Source organism: Vibrio sp. SCSIO 43132 (genome assembly GCF_019904195.1).
Taxonomy (GTDB): domain Bacteria; phylum Pseudomonadota; class Gammaproteobacteria; order Enterobacterales; family Vibrionaceae; genus Vibrio; species Vibrio nigripulchritudo.
On record NZ_CP063200.1, the window covers coordinates 64,305 to 83,912 of the forward strand.

Genomic DNA, 19,608 nt, shown 5'->3' on the forward strand with positions numbered 1-19,608 from the left:
CTTGTATTAAACAGACGGCTTAATATTTCACTACGCCTTTAATCAGAGTCTGGTTGCTCGCAACCACCGAGGCGTAATCTTCACCAAAGGTATGGAAATCGAATTCTTGGTTGACCATCATGTCTTCCGAAAGCGCGCCGCTTTCAAAAAATGCCAGTACCGTTTCGAAATCTTCTCTTGTCGCATTACGGCTACTAATCAGTGTGGTCTCTTTTTTGTGGAAAGTCGGATCATCAATCTGCAAATCACCAATGTATAAGCCAATGAAGACCATCTTTCCGCCGTGTCGGATGAAGTTCACCGCGTTGGTCATGGAGGCTTTGTTACCCGTCGCATCCATTAACGTATCGGCTAATTCACCGGAAAATTGGGCTCTCAGATCTGCTTCAAATGAGTCCGAAAGTGGATTGACGGCTTTGACGTTCAATGTTGATTCCACATGAGCCTGTCGAGACGGGTTCACATCTGCGACCACAACATTGGCACCACGCGCTTTAGCGATCGCCGCCGCTCCAATGCCTATAGGACCGGCACCAATCACCAGAACATTCTCGCCATCGGCAACCTGACCACGACGGACAGCATGAGCACCAATGGCAAAGCATTCGGTTAACGCGACCGTTGAATCGGAGAGATTAGAATTCACCTTAACCAGATTGCTTTCCAGAACCGCCAGATATTCACAGAACCCACCGTCCTGATGAACCCCATAAAGAGAGACGTTTTCACAGCAGTTGGTTTTGCCTTCAGCGCACGCTACGCAGTCGCCACAAGCCACACATGGAATCACAGAGACTCGGTCACCTACCTGAATGTCCGAGCAGCTTTCGCCACATTCCACTACCTCTCCACACAATTCATGTCCCAACACTCTTGGGTAGGAAAAGAAGGGTTGATTCCCCGTGTAAGCATGAATATCGGTGCCGCAGATTCCCGCCGCTTTCAGTTTGATGAGTGCCTCATTGGCTTGGTACGTTGGCTTTTCGCGCTCAATGTATTCCATGTCATGAGGGGCATTACAGATTAACGTTTTCATTGCATTCCTTTGGTGTGTAAAGACTTGCTGCTTAAGCTGTTCAGTGCGGTGCTCACGCCGCGTTCTTGTATTTGGTCATACCAATACTCAATTGATGGCAACAAATCTGAAAAAATAGGGTCTTCAAGTTCAAAGAAACCAGATGTCACCAAAACTCTTTGGCAAATGGATTCGTTTGCTTGTAGAGAAGGCACCAGTTCAGACAGGACATCAGACTTTGGATCCGCCAATCCTTCATTGGCATAGCGCTCAACAAACGTCACCCATGCCGCCAGCAGAAACAGCTGCGGTTCGATGCTTTGATTCATTTCGCGCAATTTCTTCATTGGTGCGATCAGTCGCACCGGAATTTTCTGGCTGCTGTCTGTGGCAATTTGCTTAAGCAAATGCTCGATATTGGGATTTTCAAAGCGGGTAATCAGCGCACTGACATAAGAATCAATATCGATATTGAGTTTGGGATTGAGCGAACGCTTCTGGGTATGCATTAAGGTAAGTAATGCAGGTTTTAATTCGGGATGAACCACAGCCTGACTGACCGACTGGAGCCCCATCAATGAGCCAACAATAGCCAGGAAAGTGTGACTGCCATTGAGCAGACGAAGCTTCATCTCTTCATAAGGCACTACATCGGAAACCAGACTTGCGCCAGCCAGTTGCCAGTTTGGTCGCCCGGCAACAAAGTTGTCTTCAATCACCCACTGTTTGAATGACTCACCCACCACACCGCATTTGTCATCAGCACCGACTAACGCTTTTAATTGCTGATGAGAATGCTCTGTCATTGCTGGGACAATGCGATCCACCATGGTAGATGGGAAGCTAACATTGCTTTTTGCCCAGTTGGCCACTTCCGGATTCACTTTCAGTAAGAGTCCCATCACCGCGGCTTTCAGCACGTCACCATTCTCAGGCATGTTGTCACAAGAAAGCACGCTAATTCCGGTAAGAGCAAGGTCGTAGCGTGTGCAGATGGCTTTAGCAATCAGCCCGATTGCCGACTTGGGTTGCTGTGGATTCAACAAGTCGTGAGTTATGTCTGGATGATCCAGATTCAGCTCGCCTGTTGAAGGGTGAACGCAGTAGCCTTTTTCGGTAACGGTAAGAGAAATAATGCTAAGTTCAGGTTGGGCGAACCACTCTTCAACTCTGCCATATCCTTCGTGAGCAATGTCTGTCGCTCCAGTGACGGTTCTGATTAATCGGGTCTCACTACCATGAGCACTGGTCTCCAGCACACAAAACGCCATCTCTTGATCACGCAAGTCCTGTGCAATGCTAGTACTGCCTCTCAGGCTGATTTCTGCAATCCCCCAAAGATCTTCGGGTTCAAGGTCATTACAAATGTCGTTGTAAACCGCCTGATGCCCACGATGGAAAGCACCACATCCGATATGAACAATACGCGTACGCAGCTCATCTCGGGAATACGTGGTTTGGTGATCACAGTCGAACGTCATGTTCTGGTATCTCCGTTGTTATCAATTTGTGTCAACTGGTTACAAAGTACACGTTTGGACTAACCATAAAAAGAGATGAAAATCACAAAAATGCATTTACAACGATCCAAAACCAACCAAAAACAGATCTCAATCACGATTATTGAACCAAATTGTAATTTTTCGGAGCAAAAATAGCTTTAACATGCCTATCATGCGACTAAACAAACAGTTTGGTCTGTCAATTTGCTTAATTTTAGCAACTTTGGTTTTACCAAAAGTAAAAAGTAACTAAGAAGCCTCCCTGCAGAAAGGAATCTGGGTTTTGTCAGGGAAAAACACCGAGGAGCAAAAATGAAAATCGCATCTGTCCATAACCAGCTGTTCAACGTTCCGCTGTCGGAACCACTGGCTGACGCGATGCATGGAGTTCATACACATTTTCAGTTGATCACCTCTACCATCACCTTAGAGGACGGAAGTGAAGGCACGGGTTACACCTATACAGGCGGTGTAGGCGGACATGCTGTTCTTTCTATGTTGGATAAAGACTTAACGCCCTTTCTGGTAGGGCGTGATGCTCGTGAGATCGACTCGCTTTATGACGAAATGCAGTGGCACCTTCATTACGTGGGTCGAGGCGGAATTGCATCTTTTGCGATTTCTGCTGCCGACATCGCCCTGTGGGATTTAAAAGGAAAACGAGAAAATCAGCCCCTCTGGAAACTGGCAGGGGGAAGCAGCGATCGTTGTCAGGCTTATTGTGGTGGCATCGATTTGCTGTTCAGCCAGGAAAAGCTTCTGGACAACATTCGTGGTTATCTCGAAAAAGGGTTTAACGCCGTAAAAATCAAGGTAGGGAAACCGGATTTGTCTGAGGACGTTGCACGAGTCAAAGCGGTTCGGGAGTTAATTGGACCTGATGTCCGATTTATGGTCGACGCCAATTACAGCCTGTCGCTAGACAACGCCATTGCCTTTGCGAAACAAATCAAACCCTACAACATTACCTGGTTTGAAGAGCCGATTATCCCAGATTATTACAGCGGGTATGCGGCTATCTTCGAGCAAACAGGTGTACCCGTTGCTATGGGTGAAAACCTCCACATTATTCATGAATTTGAACATGCTATGGCGCAGTCAAAACTCTCCTATGTTCAGCCTGATGCGTCTAACTGTGGCGGGATCACCGGCTGGCTGAGAGCGGCGAAACTGGCGAAGGAACATGATGTTGTGGTGTGCTCGCACGGCATGCAGGAGTTACATGTAAGCTTGGTATCGTCTCAAAGCCAGTTTGGCTGGCTGGAAGTGCACAGTTTCCCGATTGATCAATACACGACAAGACCACTGGTTGTCGAAGACCACCTCGCCGTTGCGCCCAACACCGCGGGAACTGGGGTGATCTTTGACTGGGAAAAACTCAAGCCTTATTTGCAGGTGTAAGTCTTTCGGAAAAAAGACTCAGGAGCAGAGTCATGTCTAAATGTTCTGCTCTTCTTCAGGCTTTATGCAAAGCATCTTTTTATTACCATACAGATTCATAACCATTGAGGATTTACTGTCTGGCTCTATAGTGATTCGCGCTCTGGAGCCAAAAAAAAGTCTTTGCTTTTCTATCTCTTTTTCATATTTTTCGCGATTAGCAAAGACATCAACTTGGCTTGGGTATTCAGTTAACCGACCTTTTTCTACATTGTATTTCCAATGTCCCGTCTGTTTTATGGTGGCTTCTATAGGAGCATCATGACCCGGAGATTCAACTTTAAAGCTCAATTCCATTGTGTAATTACTGCCAGAATCGTATTCACGATGAATTTTTACATCAGAAATTCGGTCATCAGGATCGTCTATTGAAAACAAGTGCGGTACACATTCCCAGTGCCCAATAAAATAGTTTTGATCAACAGTGACCAAAGTATCTCCATCTTTATACTGAGGAGTAGAACTGCAACCAACCAACAAACTCATCGGAAGCGCCAATAATAGTTTTTTCATCTAATACCCTATCCATAAGAAAATACCGCTACGCAAAACGCAGCGATATCATTTTAATTTCAATATTATTGTTTTTTCTAAGCAGACTCTTGAAGCATCACACTGCGAACATAGTCCCAGGCGATTTGAAGGTGGCGCTCTAGTGCTTTTTCTGCCCCTTCCGGATCTCTGTCCACAATGGCTTCAAATATGGCTTCATGCCCTGCGTACATGACGCGGTTAATGTCGGCTCCACGCTCCTGACGACGCCAGTTTCCGGTGAGCCAAGATACGAACGTATTATGAATCATCGGATAAATTGGGTTGCCCGGGATGCCATATAACACTCGGTGAAAATCTATATCTGTTGCATGGAACTGTTCAGTATGACCAATGGCATTTTTGTTGGCATTCAGCGCTTGACGTAAGTTGTCGATGTCTGCTTTTTTGGCATTAAGGGCAGCATGCCGAACTAGGGCAGATTCAAAGAATACGCGGCTCTCATACAGGCTTTTTAAGCCATCATCGTCGGTAAGCAGGTTATCCAGAGTGTTTCGGAATGACTCGATAGAGTTTCCATAGTTCTGTCGTCGGATGATTGGGCGGTGTCGTGGTTTGGTTTCTAGTAAACCTTTACCAGCAAGTTCGGCAATCGCCTCTCGGATAGCAGTGCGAGAAACGCCAAACTCTTCCATCAATTGTCTTTCAGGTGGTAAACGGTCACCTTCATTGAATGCGTTGCTTAAGACTTTCTCTTCTAATCTTTTCGAAACCGACACTATCTAAACCCCGAGGTCATTTTGGTTATTCCAAACTCCCCTAAGCCTACACCCAGAGCCGATTTTGAGTCAATTTTATACCCTAAATTTGCCGGGCTATTGCAGAGTATTTTGAGCCAGCATTGAAAATTTTCATTTCTCACAAACAAGTAACCTCATGTTTTAAATAAAAATTAATTCCATCTCTTCTATTTAGAACCCTAAGATTGCATCCAAATCTTACCAATAAAACTGTGACACCAAACCAATTATTTTGGTTGTTTTTTGGTCTTTTCTTGGTAGGATCAAACAGATTAAAGGTCATTTTTATAGCAAAAACCGAGAATCAACACCATAAAATTAAGTTTATGGTCATACCAAGGAGAGGTTATGAAGTCGGTCAGTGATACTTTAAATGCCATTGCAACGCCAAAGATGTACGTGAATGGCGAATGGACCACTCAGCATACAACCCAATGGATGGATGTAGAAAACCCAGCCAACGAGCTGATTATCGCGTCTATTCCATCCGGCGATACTGACACCGCAGCCTATGCCATTCAGAGCGCCAAAACAGCGCAGTCAGCCTGGAGCCGCTTGCCTCCGGTCAAGCGAGCAGAATTGATCGACAACTTGGCAAAGCTGGTAATGGAAAACCAGCATCACCTCGCCATGGTAATCACGTTAGAACAAGGTAAGCCACTCAACCAGGCCATGGGCGAAGTCGCCGCTTCTGCTAATTTTCTCAGCTATGCGGCTTCAAGTGCCCGCAGAACCGAAGGACATATTTTCCCGTCCGATATGGAAAATGAAGAAGTCTGGATTCGCCGGGCACCGTTTGGTGTAGTGGTTGCCTTAACGGCGTGGAATTACCCTTTGGCCTTGGCTGCACGCAAGCTTGGTCCTGCACTGGTTGCCGGGAATACCGTCGTCTTAAAACCTCACGAGGTCACACCGTTGGCAACAGTCGAACTGTTTAAGCTTATCGACCAAGCTGGTTTCCCAGCCGGAGTAGCCAATCTGGTATTGGGAGGAGGCAGAGATCTGGGCGAGGCACTAGTCACCAATAAGAATACGCAGCTTGTCACCATGACGGGCAGTGTGCGTGCGGGGAGGGAAATTTATCGCGCGGGAGCAGACGACATCAAAGTCCTGCGGCTGGAACTCGGTGGAAAAGCCCCATTTATCGTCATGGACGATGCAGATATTGATGCCGCCGTCGAAAGTGCCAAGACCGCACGATTCACCAATTGTGGTCAAATCTGTACCTGTAATGAGCGAATGTACGTCCACGCTGCTGTGTATGATCAGGTGGTCGAAAAGATGCTCACCGCAACTCGCCGATTAACACTGGATAACCCCGTTAATAACCCTGATATGGGTCCTAAAGTCAGCAAACCAGAATTGGAGAAGGTGGCTGATCAGCTCGGGAGAGCCAAGCAAGAGGGGGCAGAAGTGTTAATTGGTGGGAATAGACCGGAAACGACTCAGTTTGAAAAAGGACATTGGATCGAACCAACGGTGGTCGCAGGTTTAAAAAACGATTCGGTACTGGTTAAAGAGGAGATCTTTGGACCCGTGCTTCCAATCATCAAGGTCGACAGTTATGAGGAAGCCATAGAGAAAGCTAACGCTTCAGATTATGGGCTTTCTGCCTATCTCTATACCCAGAATTTCAAACGCATCATGAACGCCCATAATGAATTCCAGTTTGGAGAACTTTACATCAACCGAACCTGCGGCGAACTGGTTCAGGGTTTTCATACTGGCTGGGGGCTGTCTGGTCTGGGAGGCGAAGATGGCGTCTTTGGTCTGGACAACTACTATCGTAAGCAGACGTCTTACGTGAACTGGCAATAACGCAGCTGGTGTATTGGAGTACGGCGAATGGATTCAACATACGATTACATCATAGTGGGTGGCGGCGCAGCAGGTTGTGTGGTTGCCGCCAGACTGGCAAAAGAAAGCAACGCTAAAGTGTTGTTGCTTGAAGCAGGGCACTCCCATCATCACCCGTTGCTCGATATGCCACCGGGCATATTCAAGATGATCAACGGCAGTAAGTTTATGTCTTATCACCACACGACACCCCAAGATCATTTGGGCGGTCGGGTACACGACATCCCACAGGGCAATGTGCTGGGAGGTGGATCATCGGTGAATGCTCAGGTGTATATGCGCGGGCGACCTGCCGACTATGACGAGTGGCATGAGATTCTGAAAAACAATCAGAAGAAAGCCAGTTGGAGCTGGGAAGACATACTGCCAATTTTTAAAACCATGGAAGGCAATAACCGCCTTAACGATGACTACCACGGGGCAAAAGGTCCGCTTTTGGTGTCAGACCCAGGCTATATCACGCCTATGTCACGCTGGTTTGTGCAAAGTATGCAGGAAATTGGGGAACCCTATAATCACGATTTCAACGGTGAATCTCAGCGTGGTGCGGGGTTCTATCAGTTCATGAACCGGGATGGACGCCGTAGCAGTTCGGCTTACGCCTATATTGAACCACTACAAAAGCTCGCAAACCTGACAGTGGTTTTGAATGCCAAAGTCGAAAAAGTAGTGATTGAAGAAGGCATCGCCAAATCGGTGCTCTTCAAAAATGCCGCAGGTCAAAGTATAGAGACCTACGCAAACGAAGAAATTATCTTGTCGGCAGGTTCTTTGATTACGCCTAAATTGCTGATGCTATCCGGAGTCGGAGAAAAGGAAGAGCTGGAAACCCAAGGGATTGAGTGCAACGCAGACCTACCCGGCGTAGGCAAAAACTTGATCGACCATCCGGAAGTGCCCGTAGTCGGCATCGCCAATGGACCGTATGGGTACGCAAGACAGGGAAAAGGCTGGCGTATGATGCGTAACGGCATCCAGTTCAAACTGTTTGGTTCCGGTCCAATTTTGTCTGCCGGCGTGGAAGCCGGGGCTTTTGTAAATCCAAATGATCGTACGGAAACCCCTACCATTCAGGCATTTTGTGTTCCGGCGGTTTATCTGGATCGCGATATTCTTGATACCGTCGATATTGATACTTACGGTTTAACCGTCACCACCGTGGTGATCAAACCCAAATCTCGTGGCTGGGTGAAATTAGCCTCGTCCAATCCGGAGGATATGCCGCTGGTATCCCCTAACCTTCTGAGTGAAAAGGAAGACATGGATGAGATGATCGCCGCACAACGTTTTTTTGTGCGCGCATTCCAGGAGGGTCCTCTTTCACAGAGAATCAAACAGGTTGCCGTTCCCGATCCAAATGATTTGACTGATGAAGCCATCGCGCTGCACTGCCAGAAGACCGTAAAAACCAATTATCATCCGAGCGGCACATGCAAAATGGGAGCAGATGACGATCCACTTGCCGTACTGGATGCGAAATTATGTGTTCGAGGCGTTGAAAAATTAAGAGTATGCGATTTATCTGCCATGCCAAATATAAACGCGGGAAATACAAATGCGCCAGCAATGATGATCGGTTATCGATGCGCGGAGTTTATTTTAAATAATGATTAATACTTTATAAAAATAAAGGGAAGACAAATCTTCCCTTTATTTTAGATTATTTTTCGGCTTATTTATTGACTAGCTCAACTGCTTCACGGGTCAGCTTCGCCAGCTCGTCCCATTTGCCTTCTTCTATCAGCTTTTTATCTACCATCCATGTACCACCACAAGCGATGACTCTTGGAATCGCTAGATAGTCGTTCACGTTTTTCGGGCTAACACCGCCTGTTGGCATCAATTCGATATCCGTGTACGGCGCTAACAAAGACTTCACCATGTTGATGCCACCTGATGCTTCTGCAGGGAAAAACTTCAACGTCTTCAGACCCAGCTCCAGCGCGGCTTCAATAGCACTTGGGTTATTCACACCAGGAACAATATCAATACCTTCTGCCTGACACGCTTTTACGGTATTAGGGTTCAGACCCGGCGACACAATAAAGGTAGCACCCGCTTCTTTTGCCGCTTTCACTTGTTCCGCATTAAGCACAGTTCCGGCACCAATCAGCATGTCTGGCTGAGATTCTCTTAATAGTCGAATTGCTTCCACTGCCGCATCTGAGCGAAAAGTAATTTCGGCTACTGGCAAGCCATTTTCTACAAGCACTTTTCCAAGCTCGATGATGTCTTCTGCTTTATCGAGTGCAATCACGGGCACAACTTTCAGTGCTTTTAGCTGCTCGCTTATATTACTCACAGTATCTCCTTAAATGTTTGTAAGATCAGTTGTTCTAGGCACTATCGCCCCTTTGTGTTGGATGACCTTGCCTGCGAGCTGATTGCCCCGTTTGCAGCACTCATCCAATGTCTGATTGTTTAAGTAGGCCGCGAAGAATGCCCCATTAAAGGAATCTCCGGCGGACGTCGTATCTACAACATGTTTAACTGGTTCGGTAGGTACAGGAATAAAACCGTTGCTGGCAGAAAAATCCTGCACCAGACAGCCTTCTTCACCCAGCCTGATCACGACTATTCGCACACCCAGCTCATTTAAGCGAGAGAAGGTGTCCTGTGGTGAAACGTCTCCCCACAATGCCTGTTCATCATCAAAAGTAACCAGTGTGATGTCGGTGTTTTTATAGACGTTTAAATACGCCTCTTTTACGCTGTCTATGTCTTCCCAAAGCGCGGGGCGGAAGTTGCTGTCAAACGCGATTTCAGTTCCTGACTGGCGCAATTCACCCAGCCACTCGTACAACGTCGCTTTGTCTTCATCAGGCAAAATTGCCAGGCTAATGCCACTTAAAAAGGCAACGTCTGAGCCAGAGGTCGATGCTCTTAGCGTTGGAAAATCAGGGTGTTGCAGCAAGTATCTGGCAGCGGATTCGCTTCGCCAGTATAGGAAAGTACGTTCGCCCTGCTGATCCAGCTGTATAAGGTAGGCACCGGGTACACGCTTTTCATCTTTTAGAACAGACTGAGTGTTGATTCCCTCATCCTGCCAGCGAGATTCAATACCCCGACTCAACGCGTCGGTCCCCAGAGCAGTGACATACTGAACATCAGCGGAATTTGGATAATTTTCAAGCTCTCGGCACAGGTAAACGGCAGCGTTTAGCGTATCTCCGCCATAAGTTTGCCACATTGAGCCAAAGGGTTCTCCATTTAGCTCAATCATACATTCACCGATAATTGAAATCCGTTTCATTGAAATACATTTCCTTTTAGAAAAATAATAAAAACGTTTTTAAACCGTTATTTCATTTTATTATTAATCACTATTTCAATAAATGGGAATTCTTGTTTTGTGTGCGCTGGTTTTAACTTTGATACAAGATCTTTCCAGATAATGTGACATAACTCATTAAGAAAAATCGGCGAGAAAAGTCACTCGCTCGTGCCCAGGCAACCTCAGTACGTTTTCACAAGGCTGAAAGCGAGGCATCACGGAAGCATACTAAATAACATCAAACACATAAGATTTGACATAAAACCAAAATAAAAAATATACTCGCTTCATCTGTTTTATGATGTGGATATCGAGTATGAACAATAGAATGAAATCGCTTTTACTTACGTTGCTCATCCTGTGCGGAGCAAACACTGTTGCTGCGTATGAGCTTAAAGAGGGGTTAGATTATGATGTAGTTCCACAGCAAATCATGGTCGATGATACCGTTAAAGTGTATTTCAGTTTTCGCTGCGGTCACTGCGCAGCCTTTGACTCCGTCTATTATCAGGTTTCACAACACCTACCTGACCAGGTGTGTTTAACCAAAATCCCTCTTTTTAACCTTCACGATGAGTTGGATCTGCTTTACGCCAAAAGCTTCGCAGTTGCGCAGCAGAACGGTGTCGAATTTCAATACACACGAGAAATGTTTGAAGCGCTCAAAAATCGACAGGCACCGAAATGTGTAAAAACCATGACAAAGTTTTTCGCCAAATCATTGAACATAAAACCAAGTCTGTTTAAAACACATTTTGAGGCTAGGGAAACGGAAAACAAACTGGCGGGCTATCTTTTGGATGCTGAACGATTAGAGGTAAAAGCAGTTCCAACCGTTATTGTGGGGAACACTTATCACGTTACACCAAAGCGGGTAACGTCGTTTGAGGAATATAAGGTGTTGATTCAAAAAGTTGTAGGTAAGCATATAAGAAGACCAGCTTAACGCTGGTCTCCTTTGAGTTTTTACTTACGGCGGGCTTCTACTGCATCTGCAAGCTGGCGAAGGACTTTCTCTGTATCTTCCCAGCCGATACAGGCATCGGTAATCGACTGACCGTAAGTGGCGGCTTTACCATCCACCAGATCCTGACGACCTTCAACCAAGTGCGATTCAATCATCACACCAAAGATAGCCTGCTCACCACCAGAGATCTGTTCACACACATCATCAGCAACGTTCATTTGGCGCTGGTATTGCTTAGAGCTGTTCGCGTGACTGAAATCGATCATCACTTTTTGTGGAAGACCAGAAGCAGAAAGCTCTTCTTTAATTCGAGCGACATGCTCAGCGCTGTAGTTTGGCTCTTTACCACCACGCAAAATGATGTGGCAATCTGGGTTGCCCGCTGTTTCTACAATTGCCGAGTGACCGTACTTGGTTACGGATAGAAAATGGTGCGAGGAGCTTGCACTGCGAATCGCATCAGAAGCAATCTTGATGTTGCCATCCGTACCATTTTTGAATCCGACCGGACACGACAACCCTGAAGAAAGCTCACGGTGAACCTGTGATTCTGTGGTACGCGCTCCAATAGCACCCCAACTGATTAAGTCGGCAACGTACTGTGGCGTAATCATATCCAGAAATTCGCTCGCAGTTGGCATGCCCATATCTGTCAGATCAAGCAGAAGCTTGCGCCCCATGCGAAGACCATCGTTCAGTTTAAAGGTGTCGTTCAGGTATGGGTCGTTAATCAGACCTTTCCAGCCAACGGTTGTACGCGGTTTTTCGAAGTAAACACGCATCACAATTTCAAGGCGGTCTTTCAGCTCTTCACGCAACCCTTTCAGGCGCTGACCATACTCAATTGCTGCTTCTGTATCGTGGATAGAACAAGGACCAATGATCACCAAAAGTCTGTCATCTTTATCTTCTAAAATGTTGTGAATCGCCTGGCGCGCTTCAAAAGTGGTTGAAGATGCAACTTCTGTGGTCGGATACTTCTCTAACACCGCTACGGGGGGCAGCAGTTCTTTGACTTTATTAATTCGAACGTCGTCGGTTTGGTACATACTACATCTTCCTGTTTTTCTTATTTGCACTGCTGAACGGTGCAGTGGTTAAGCTTTAACTTATCTGTTAAAAATACGAACTTCAACGATTAATTTCACTCAAGCGAGATTTTTTATCACTTTCTTCTTTTCAATATCTGAGTGACATACTTTTGATATGTTTAAGCTTTAGAATGAATAGACTGAACCAAAACAAAAACACCCGCATGTATGCGGGTGTTTACGTGAGTACATTTAATTTTACTATTTTGGAATGGGCATAACTCGGTTTCGACCCAGCCGCTTGGCTTCGTAAAGCTGGGTGTCAGCACGTTCAATTAAACCATCAGGTGACTCACCTGGCTGATATTCTGCCACGCCAAACGAAGACGTAATACTGTCGACTTGCTTGCCGCTGCGCTTGTCTTTTACGCTGATTTTTTCAAAACCAGTGCGTACAGATTCAGCAAAACGGATCGCTAAGCGCAATTGCTTGTCTGGCACTATCATTGCAAATTCTTCACCACCATAGCGATAAGCTGTAATTCCCTCGCGGCAGGCACCACTTAGTCGCTTGGCAATAGAACGGATGACGGCATCCCCGAAAATATGCCCGTACTGGTCGTTAAACGATTTAAAGTGGTCTATGTCCAGAATAATCAAGCTAAATGCGCTTTCATTGCGACAAAACGTCGCTAAATCTTTATCAAATGCTCGACGATTCAAAAGGTTGGTTAAGCCATCGTACAAGGCATCTTTCTGGAATTCCGCCAGTTGAGATTTCAACTCTTCGATTTCCTGGCTGGCCACATTCAGCTGGCTATTCAGGAACTGGGTGGTAGTACGAATATCTTTGGATTCGGTAATCAGGTTTCTCACCAATCCCATCACTTCTTCAAAAGACAAACCTTCATCTTCAACACGCGAAAGGCTGTCGAAGCTTTTGTCCATCTGCTGTTGAAATGTGCTGGTATTCGCCAGAGTGTCGTTCATAGAGTGGGACACTTCCGTTATCAGCTTTTCTAAGCTAGTACGGAGTTGCTGAACGTCAGTTTCCTGTTTGCTGGCCACATAGTTTCTGTACAGCGCTTCTCCAGTCGCTGGCGGGCACAACCCACAGTCAGAAACCACTTTGTCCATTTCTTTATTGAGTTCCGGCAAGCTGTTGTCAACGTACGTATACCAAAGGGCGTAGTTGGTTGGTGTCGTTGGTACCTGGTTTTTGATCATCAGAGGAACCGCTTTTCGCAGGTTTTCTGATGCCTTTTGGATATCATCTTTACTCATGCTTGATCACTATATGTGTCGTTCTTCTTATGGTCGATCATCCTGATCCAGTATAGGATCGATTCATTGATCATCCAATAAGCAACCTCAAACGATTTTGACAATAAACACAAGAAAAAGAAGTGAAAAACATGCGATAAGCAGCGAAGCTTTGTAAAAACGAAGCTTAAATCGACTATCAACTCAGCAGGAAAAAGAAGATATATTCTGTTGCTCAGGTAAACTTTAACGTGAACTGATACAGCGCTCTTCCAGACTCTTCAGCATGAAAATGCCCGCTGCCTTCAACTCCTTGCAGCTCACCAGTACCGGAATCGCGAACCACCACCATCTGGCTGCTCGCCACGCCTTTCTCGAATTTACCATTGTGCTGAACTACCAGGCAGCCAGCTTTGCCATCGATGGTCGCCGTAATGATCTCGTAGCCAACAAAAACGGCATGGTCAGCCGCTTGATGGCACATCAGATACTGGATTTCACCTGCCCCTTCAATGCCACCGCGATAATTTTGCGTGACGGTCGCCAACGATTGTTTAAACCCGCCTTCTCGTTCTACATAGGTGCTCTCATCCCATGCGGTTATGGTAAATTCACCCGAAAATGACTTCATATGACTCTCCGTGTCACATCGATATAACGATTCCAATTTATCCCTGCCTGATTTCACTGGCGAGTGCATCTATAAGAAATACCTAAAAAAGACACACATTCTCAAAAATGGGACAACTCCTTCTTCAAGCTGCCCACTAATTTAGTTTTGACCATACCTGATAAAGCCCGACGGCATGGGTGATGCCTATAACGGTGCAAATCACCGAACTCACCCACATGAACGTTTGTTGTGCTCGAAGCTCAATAAGGTACGGATGGTCGATGAAGTTCACCGCGACAATACCCAGTACTCCACGAGCCAAATACACTAAGGTGATACCCAAAAGCACCCATTTTGTCCATGGAAGTGGGAACACCAGACCCGCGCCAGAAAGCGCGAATACTCCCCAAGTTGCCAGCACTGTCCCTATCGCTGCGGTAACCAGAAGCGGATACCAACGCCCCTCTTCCGCCATTTGCGCCATGGCTTCACCGGCACCAAAAAACCGATACCAGTCAGGACCACCCAACACAATGCAACCATGCAGAAAAGCAGCCGTAAAGCTCATGAAGGCGGCAGAAATGAGTACAGTATTCATAGGGTTGGTTTAAGCTCCCAGTAGTGGTAGGTGTTTGAGTTTATGGTAATTTAGAGCGAGATAGAGGCAATGTCTGAGCTGAGGTTCTGCGAGTGGTTTATCAATACGAAAGACAATCGCACGATTTCCCTGATACTCCATTTCATCTCCGTACAGCTCTCTGAATGTTTCCACTAGTGTTGTCTGGCAATGAAAATAGACGCAATAGGTTTGTGGGTCATTTGCATCAAAACCAAGGCGAACAGTACTGCCAGTTTTGACCATGTAGCTAGGCTGCCCCCACTTTAATGTTTCTTCCACACTGCCAAGCTGATGTTCCTCTGCCACGCTAAAAATCAGAGTTCGAGCCTGAAGCAAATGTTCTTTTACAGATTTTGGAAACTGGTCAAACACACCTTGTATTTGTTCATCCATGAATCAATTCCTCTTGGCTTACATTCTCAAGTTACGCCTAGGCTACGCTAAAAAGTTGCCAATTTTTGTCAGGAGCTGGCAGCACAATTGAGTATCAAATCAGTTTTGCAAACATAACCTTAAGATCGCGTTAAGTGCTTTTACCATTTTCTGCTTACAAACCCTTACACAGCTCACATTTTCTGCGTGCTAGCATTCACCCCGCAAATGACCCAAGCCATCCAATCAGGATGCTGGAATGAACAGACAAGGTAACCATAACCGCAATGCTATCCAACGCTTCAAACGAGACACGTACAGATCTTCAACGTTCTGAAACTCTTCTTCAGGAACTAGTGACTGGTCAGTCTAGCCCTCAGGAGCTGCAAGCACTGTTAGGTATGGCGCAAACCATCATTCATCATAAGGAAGACTTGGTGTCACATGTCTACGAATACCCTGCTCGCAAACTGGTGTTTTCGTTTTCCAAAAACATTCTGGTGCTAAAGGAACGCGGCACAGAAAAAGACAACAAATATTATTTTGAGGATATCGAGTAATGAAAAAGTTCTTTTCCGCAGTGCTTCTTGCAATGACCGCAACTGGCTGTGTTTCAACCGATCCAAATGATTCCATTATTCCTACGATGGACAGCATCGCAGGCATTCCATTCGCAGAAGAAAACAAATGCGAAACTGCACTGGATGAAATGTACCTACACGTTTACGAAAACAGACCATCAACCGTGTTCCGCGTTGGTCAGGCTCAAGGTTTCACCAATGACCAAATTAACGACGCGATTGAAGTAGCAAACAACAACGAAGACAAAGAAATCTACATGCAAGTCATGACAAAGAAACTTTGCAAGTAACACCACTCTCTACTTCTCTCTGGCCGCTCCTGTAGCGGCTTTTTTTTGTCCTTAATACACTGAACCAATGCGCTGCGAAACTCGTAGCTAGGGTCAGCTCAAGTAGCAACACAAAAAACCAATTAAATTGCGCGCAATCTATTTACATTTAAGTTGTGCGCAATTAATATTGCGCACAACTTAAATTCAATACCACAGAGGTTTGTATGTTTGCTGAATTATTCTCTCAATACGCGCTATCCCTTTGGGGATTATGGTTGATCTTGTTCACCGTTCTGGTTCAGGCGATCATTGCCTCTGTTGCTCACCGCAAACAGAGCCACTATGTTCCGGGTATCGTCGACAACAAACTCAGTCACGAATCCTTCGTATTCCGCAGTCACCGTACGCATCAAAATTCACTCGACAATGTAGTGGTGTTTGTTGTCCCAGCCATACTTGGCATTTTTGCAGGCATGTCTCCTACCACATTGGCCGTCTTTGTCTGGATTTATGCCATTGCACGTTTGATTCACATGGCGCTGTACTACGTAATTGCAACAGAACGTAACCCTAGCCCACGCAGCTATTTCTATATCATTGGTTTTATTGCCAATCTTGGATTGTTTATCGCATTAGGAATTAATGGGTTCTAACGCCAAATTCTGATACTTTACGCACCAATAGCCTCAAGATGTTACTCATCTTGGGGTGGAGAGTCGCTTTCATATGGAAGGAGAAGAAAGTGCGATCAGAATTTATTGAAGGACAAGTGCGATTTCGTCCTCACACCTTTGAATTGCCATTGAACTATCAAAACCCGAATGGCGACACCATTTCCGTTTTTGCCAGAGAGCTGGTCGACATCAATGCCGATGAAGCGTCTTTACCATGGCTGGTTTACTTTCAAGGCGGTCCAGGGTTCCCCTCTCCTCGTGTCGATGGTGCTTCTGGCTGGGTGAAACGTGCCCTGAAACAGTTCCGTATTTTACTGCTTGATCAGCGTGGCACAGGCAACAGCAGTGTCATCACTTTCCAAACGCTGCAAGGAAAAAACCCACAGAAGCAAGCCGAATACTTAAGCCACTTTCGTGCAGACAACATCGTTCGTGATGCTGAAGCCATCAGGGAAAAGCTTGGTGTCGGGAAATGGAGTATCCTCGGGCAAAGCTTTGGCGGGTTCTGCTCTTTAACTTACTTATCGATGTTCCCTGAAAAACTGGAACGCTCGCTTATTACAGGTGGCGTTCCGTCTTTGGTTCGCCATGCAGACGACGTGTACCGCGCAACCTACAAGCGAGTAACCGATAAGAACAATGCGTTTTTTGCTCAGTTCCCTTCTGCACAAACGCAATGCCAGAAGATTGCCGATTTTATTTTGGGTAATGAAGTCATCCTGCCGAATGGTCAGCCGTTTACGGTGGAACAATTCCAGTTAATCGGTGCGAATCTAGGGCGAAGTGGTGCTAACGTACCTATGTACTACTTACTGGAAAATGCTTTTGTCACCTTGGATGGCAAGGAAACCCTAAGCTTTGGTTTCTTGAATGCCATGCTTCAGGAGCAAGTCTTTCACACCAATCCGATTTACGCCCTGTTGCATGAATCGATATATAACCAGGCTGAGGCTTCTTCTTGGTCGGCACATCGAGTTCGTGATGAATACCCGGAGTTTCATTACCAACCTGGTCAACCTTTCCTGTTTACCGGAGAAATGGTTTATCCGTGGATGTTCGACCAGTTCAAGGGTTTGCAGCCGCTTAAACAAGCGGCAGATTTGTTGGCAGAGAAAACGGACTGGGGCAGCCTGTATGACGTAGAAAAACTGGCAAGCAATACAGTACCAGTAGCATGCGCTGTGTACGCTGACGACATGTACGTTGAAATGGACTACAGCCGAGAAACTCTGACCGGCATTCCAAACAGCAAAGCGTGGATCACCAACGAATACGAGCACAACGGTATCGGTGTCGACGGCGAACGCATTCTGGACAAACTCCTTGAGATGACAGACGCGATCGCTAATTTACCAAAACGCTAAGATAGCCCCTGCTTTGGAATGCAAAACGTCGGAGTGTTTAGGGTTTGTAGACCCTATTCACGATACTCAAAAAAGCGTTTTGCGTTGCCAAAACAGATATCCTCGACCATAGCACCTAGCAGTGAAGTATCGTTTGGTACTTCACCGTTTTCTGCCCATCGCCCTATCATGTCGCACAGAATGCGTCGGAAATATTCATGACGAGTGTAAGACAGAAAGCTGCGTGAATCGGTCAGCATACCCACAAACTGACTGAGCAACCCGAGTTGAGATAGCTGTTCAAGTTGGCGCTGCATACCGTCTTTCTGGTCGTTGAACCACCAGCCCGATCCAAACTGCACTTTTCCCGCGATGCCTCCCCCTTGAAAGTTGCCAATCATGGTCGCCACCATTTCATTGTCCCTCGGGTTCAAACAATAAAGAATGGTTCGGGGAAGCTGGTCAGATTTATCCATTTCATCCAACAGGCGAGCTAATTCAAATGCGTACGGGCGATCCCCAATGGAGTCAAACCCTGCATCTGCTCCCAGCAATTGAAACATTCGGGTATTGTTGTTTCGCTGAGCCCCAATGTGCATCTGCATTACCCAACCTAACTCGGCATAGCGTTTACCAAGCCAGACCTGAACCGCGGTAGAAAACTGAGCACTCTCTAACTCGGTGGGGACATCGCCATTCAGACGACGAGCCAGCAACGCATCCAAGTCGGACTCCGAAGGAATATGCGCAAACCGAACCACTTCAATGCCATGATCCGCGGCTCGGCAACCGTGCCGGTCAAAGTGTGCCAGACGTATATCAAGTGCTTTCAGCAAGTCATCAAAACGGTGAATTTCAATATCGGATGCTTCTCCCAATGCTTGCAGATAATCAGAAAACCCTTCCTGTTCTAGTTTAAACGCCCTGTCTGGTCGCCAGCTTGGTAACACCTTAATATCGAATGTGTCGTCCTTAGCAATCGCCAAATGGTGCTCCAGAGAATCAACGGGGTCGTCTGTCGTCCCCACCATTTCTACCTTCATTTGCTGCATAATGCCCCGAGCCGAAAATTCTGGCGTGCTTAGCAGCGAATTACCCTGATGCCAGATCTCATCCGCACTTTCTGGGCTAAGCAGCACGTCAGTTATCCCAAATGGGCGGCGCAATTCTAAGTGAGTCCTGTGATACAAGGGGTTACCCAGCGTCTTAGGAACGGTTTTTGCCCACGCCAGAAACTTGTCGTAATCACTGGCTTTACCCGTAATAAAATGCTCTTCAATACCCGCGGTGCGCATGGCACGCCATTTATAATGGTCGCCTTCCAGCCAAATTTGGGAAAGGTTGCCAAACTGCCGGTTTCCGGAAATATCCGCTGGGTTTAGGTGGCAGTGATAATCGTAGATAGGCTGATGAGAAGCGTAATCATGATACAACCGACGCGCCGTTTCATTCGAAAGTAAAAAGTCTTCACACAGAAAATTTTTCATATTGGC

The 19,608-nt window shown here is 46.3% G+C and carries 20 protein-coding genes; 8 read left to right on the forward strand and 12 right to left on the reverse strand.

Translation table 11 applies throughout. The annotated features are described in order from the left end of the window. Window positions 1–19 precede the first annotated feature (19 nt). Window positions 20–1,036, reverse strand: coding sequence for a zinc-binding alcohol dehydrogenase family protein (locus INR79_RS18410; protein WP_022591960.1), 1,017 nt, complete (start codon window positions 1,034–1,036; stop codon window positions 20–22). After that, a complete protein-coding gene (locus INR79_RS18415; RefSeq protein ID WP_223098487.1) occupies window positions 1,033–2,496 on the reverse strand; it encodes a mannitol dehydrogenase family protein in 1,464 nt (487 codons plus the stop codon). The genes INR79_RS18410 and INR79_RS18415 overlap by 4 nt, the downstream gene beginning before the upstream one ends. Window positions 2,497–2,829: 333 nt before the next feature. Between INR79_RS18415 and INR79_RS18420 the strand changes: the two genes are divergently transcribed. After that, window positions 2,830–3,918, forward strand: coding sequence for a mandelate racemase/muconate lactonizing enzyme family protein (locus INR79_RS18420; protein ID WP_223098489.1), 1,089 nt, complete (start codon window positions 2,830–2,832; stop codon window positions 3,916–3,918). Between the two features lie 36 nt (window positions 3,919–3,954). Here INR79_RS18420 and INR79_RS18425 read toward each other — a convergent pair whose 3' ends face one another. After that, on the reverse strand, window positions 3,955–4,470 hold the full coding sequence (locus INR79_RS18425; protein ID WP_223098491.1) for a hypothetical protein: 516 nt from the start codon (window positions 4,468–4,470) through the stop codon (window positions 3,955–3,957). A 77-nt stretch (window positions 4,471–4,547) separates the two neighbouring features. Further along, a complete protein-coding gene (locus tag INR79_RS18430; RefSeq protein WP_022562125.1) occupies window positions 4,548–5,228 on the reverse strand; it encodes an FCD domain-containing protein in 681 nt (226 codons plus the stop codon). A 369-nt stretch (window positions 5,229–5,597) separates the two neighbouring features. On the opposite strand from INR79_RS18430, the gene aldA reads away from it, so the two are divergent. Both aldA and INR79_RS18440 read left to right on the forward strand, forming a co-directional pair. Then, the gene (gene aldA, locus INR79_RS18435; protein ID WP_223098493.1) at window positions 5,598–7,067 is read left to right on the forward strand and encodes an aldehyde dehydrogenase; all 1,470 of its coding nucleotides are present in this window, start codon (window positions 5,598–5,600) and stop codon (window positions 7,065–7,067) included. 27 nt (window positions 7,068–7,094) lie between these two features. Continuing rightward, on the forward strand, window positions 7,095–8,720 hold the full coding sequence (locus INR79_RS18440) for a GMC family oxidoreductase (protein ID WP_223098495.1): 1,626 nt from the start codon (window positions 7,095–7,097) through the stop codon (window positions 8,718–8,720). 58 nt (window positions 8,721–8,778) lie between these two features. On the opposite strand, the gene INR79_RS18445 is transcribed toward INR79_RS18440, so the two are convergent. Next, window positions 8,779–9,408, reverse strand: coding sequence for a bifunctional 4-hydroxy-2-oxoglutarate aldolase/2-dehydro-3-deoxy-phosphogluconate aldolase (locus INR79_RS18445; RefSeq protein WP_022591954.1), 630 nt, complete (start codon window positions 9,406–9,408; stop codon window positions 8,779–8,781). Between the two features lie 9 nt (window positions 9,409–9,417). Beyond that, window positions 9,418–10,359, reverse strand: a complete 942-nt coding sequence (locus INR79_RS18450) for a sugar kinase (RefSeq protein ID WP_223098497.1) — start codon at window positions 10,357–10,359, stop codon at window positions 9,418–9,420. 337 nt (window positions 10,360–10,696) lie between these two features. Between INR79_RS18450 and INR79_RS18455 the strand changes: the two genes are divergently transcribed. Beyond that, a complete protein-coding gene (locus INR79_RS18455) occupies window positions 10,697–11,326 on the forward strand; it encodes a thioredoxin domain-containing protein (protein WP_223098512.1) in 630 nt (209 codons plus the stop codon). A 20-nt stretch (window positions 11,327–11,346) separates the two neighbouring features. Here the strand turns inward: INR79_RS18455 and aroG are convergent, their stop codons facing one another. From aroG to INR79_RS18480, 5 genes are all read right to left on the reverse strand, one after another. After that, window positions 11,347–12,396, reverse strand: coding sequence for a 3-deoxy-7-phosphoheptulonate synthase AroG (gene aroG / locus INR79_RS18460; protein WP_004404229.1), 1,050 nt, complete (start codon window positions 12,394–12,396; stop codon window positions 11,347–11,349). 243 nt (window positions 12,397–12,639) lie between these two features. After that, on the reverse strand, window positions 12,640–13,662 hold the full coding sequence (locus INR79_RS18465; protein ID WP_022562130.1) for a GGDEF domain-containing protein: 1,023 nt from the start codon (window positions 13,660–13,662) through the stop codon (window positions 12,640–12,642). 214 nt (window positions 13,663–13,876) lie between these two features. Further along, on the reverse strand, window positions 13,877–14,272 hold the full coding sequence (locus INR79_RS18470) for a DUF3224 domain-containing protein (protein ID WP_004404224.1): 396 nt from the start codon (window positions 14,270–14,272) through the stop codon (window positions 13,877–13,879). Between the two features lie 136 nt (window positions 14,273–14,408). Next, complete coding sequence (locus INR79_RS18475) at window positions 14,409–14,852, reverse strand: hypothetical protein (protein ID WP_022608028.1); 444 nt, start codon at window positions 14,850–14,852, stop codon at window positions 14,409–14,411. A gap of 9 nt (window positions 14,853–14,861) precedes the next feature. Further along, window positions 14,862–15,266 carry a DUF1801 domain-containing protein gene (locus tag INR79_RS18480; RefSeq protein WP_223098514.1) on the reverse strand — a complete coding sequence of 135 codons (405 nt, stop codon included), beginning with the start codon at window positions 15,264–15,266 and terminating at the stop codon, window positions 14,862–14,864. A 266-nt stretch (window positions 15,267–15,532) separates the two neighbouring features. On the opposite strand from INR79_RS18480, the gene INR79_RS18485 reads away from it, so the two are divergent. The 4 genes from INR79_RS18485 to INR79_RS18500 all read left to right on the forward strand — a co-directional run bounded on the left by INR79_RS18485 (window position 15,533) and on the right by INR79_RS18500 (window position 18,136). Next, window positions 15,533–15,805 (forward strand): hypothetical protein, encoded by a 273-nt coding sequence (locus INR79_RS18485; RefSeq protein WP_004404218.1) that lies wholly within the window; start codon window positions 15,533–15,535, stop codon window positions 15,803–15,805. Then, window positions 15,805–16,116 (forward strand): hypothetical protein, encoded by a 312-nt coding sequence (locus tag INR79_RS18490; protein WP_022562134.1) that lies wholly within the window; start codon window positions 15,805–15,807, stop codon window positions 16,114–16,116. Before INR79_RS18485 ends, INR79_RS18490 begins: the two co-directional genes overlap by 1 nt. A 206-nt stretch (window positions 16,117–16,322) precedes the next feature. Next, window positions 16,323–16,751, forward strand: a complete 429-nt coding sequence (locus tag INR79_RS18495) for an MAPEG family protein (protein WP_223098517.1) — start codon at window positions 16,323–16,325, stop codon at window positions 16,749–16,751. An 89-nt stretch (window positions 16,752–16,840) separates the two neighbouring features. Beyond that, window positions 16,841–18,136 (forward strand): alpha/beta fold hydrolase, encoded by a 1,296-nt coding sequence (locus tag INR79_RS18500; RefSeq protein WP_223098518.1) that lies wholly within the window; start codon window positions 16,841–16,843, stop codon window positions 18,134–18,136. A gap of 53 nt (window positions 18,137–18,189) precedes the next feature. Here the strand turns inward: INR79_RS18500 and uxaC are convergent, their stop codons facing one another. After that, a complete protein-coding gene (uxaC, locus tag INR79_RS18505) occupies window positions 18,190–19,602 on the reverse strand; it encodes a glucuronate isomerase (protein ID WP_223098520.1) in 1,413 nt (470 codons plus the stop codon). Window positions 19,603–19,608 lie beyond the last annotated feature (6 nt).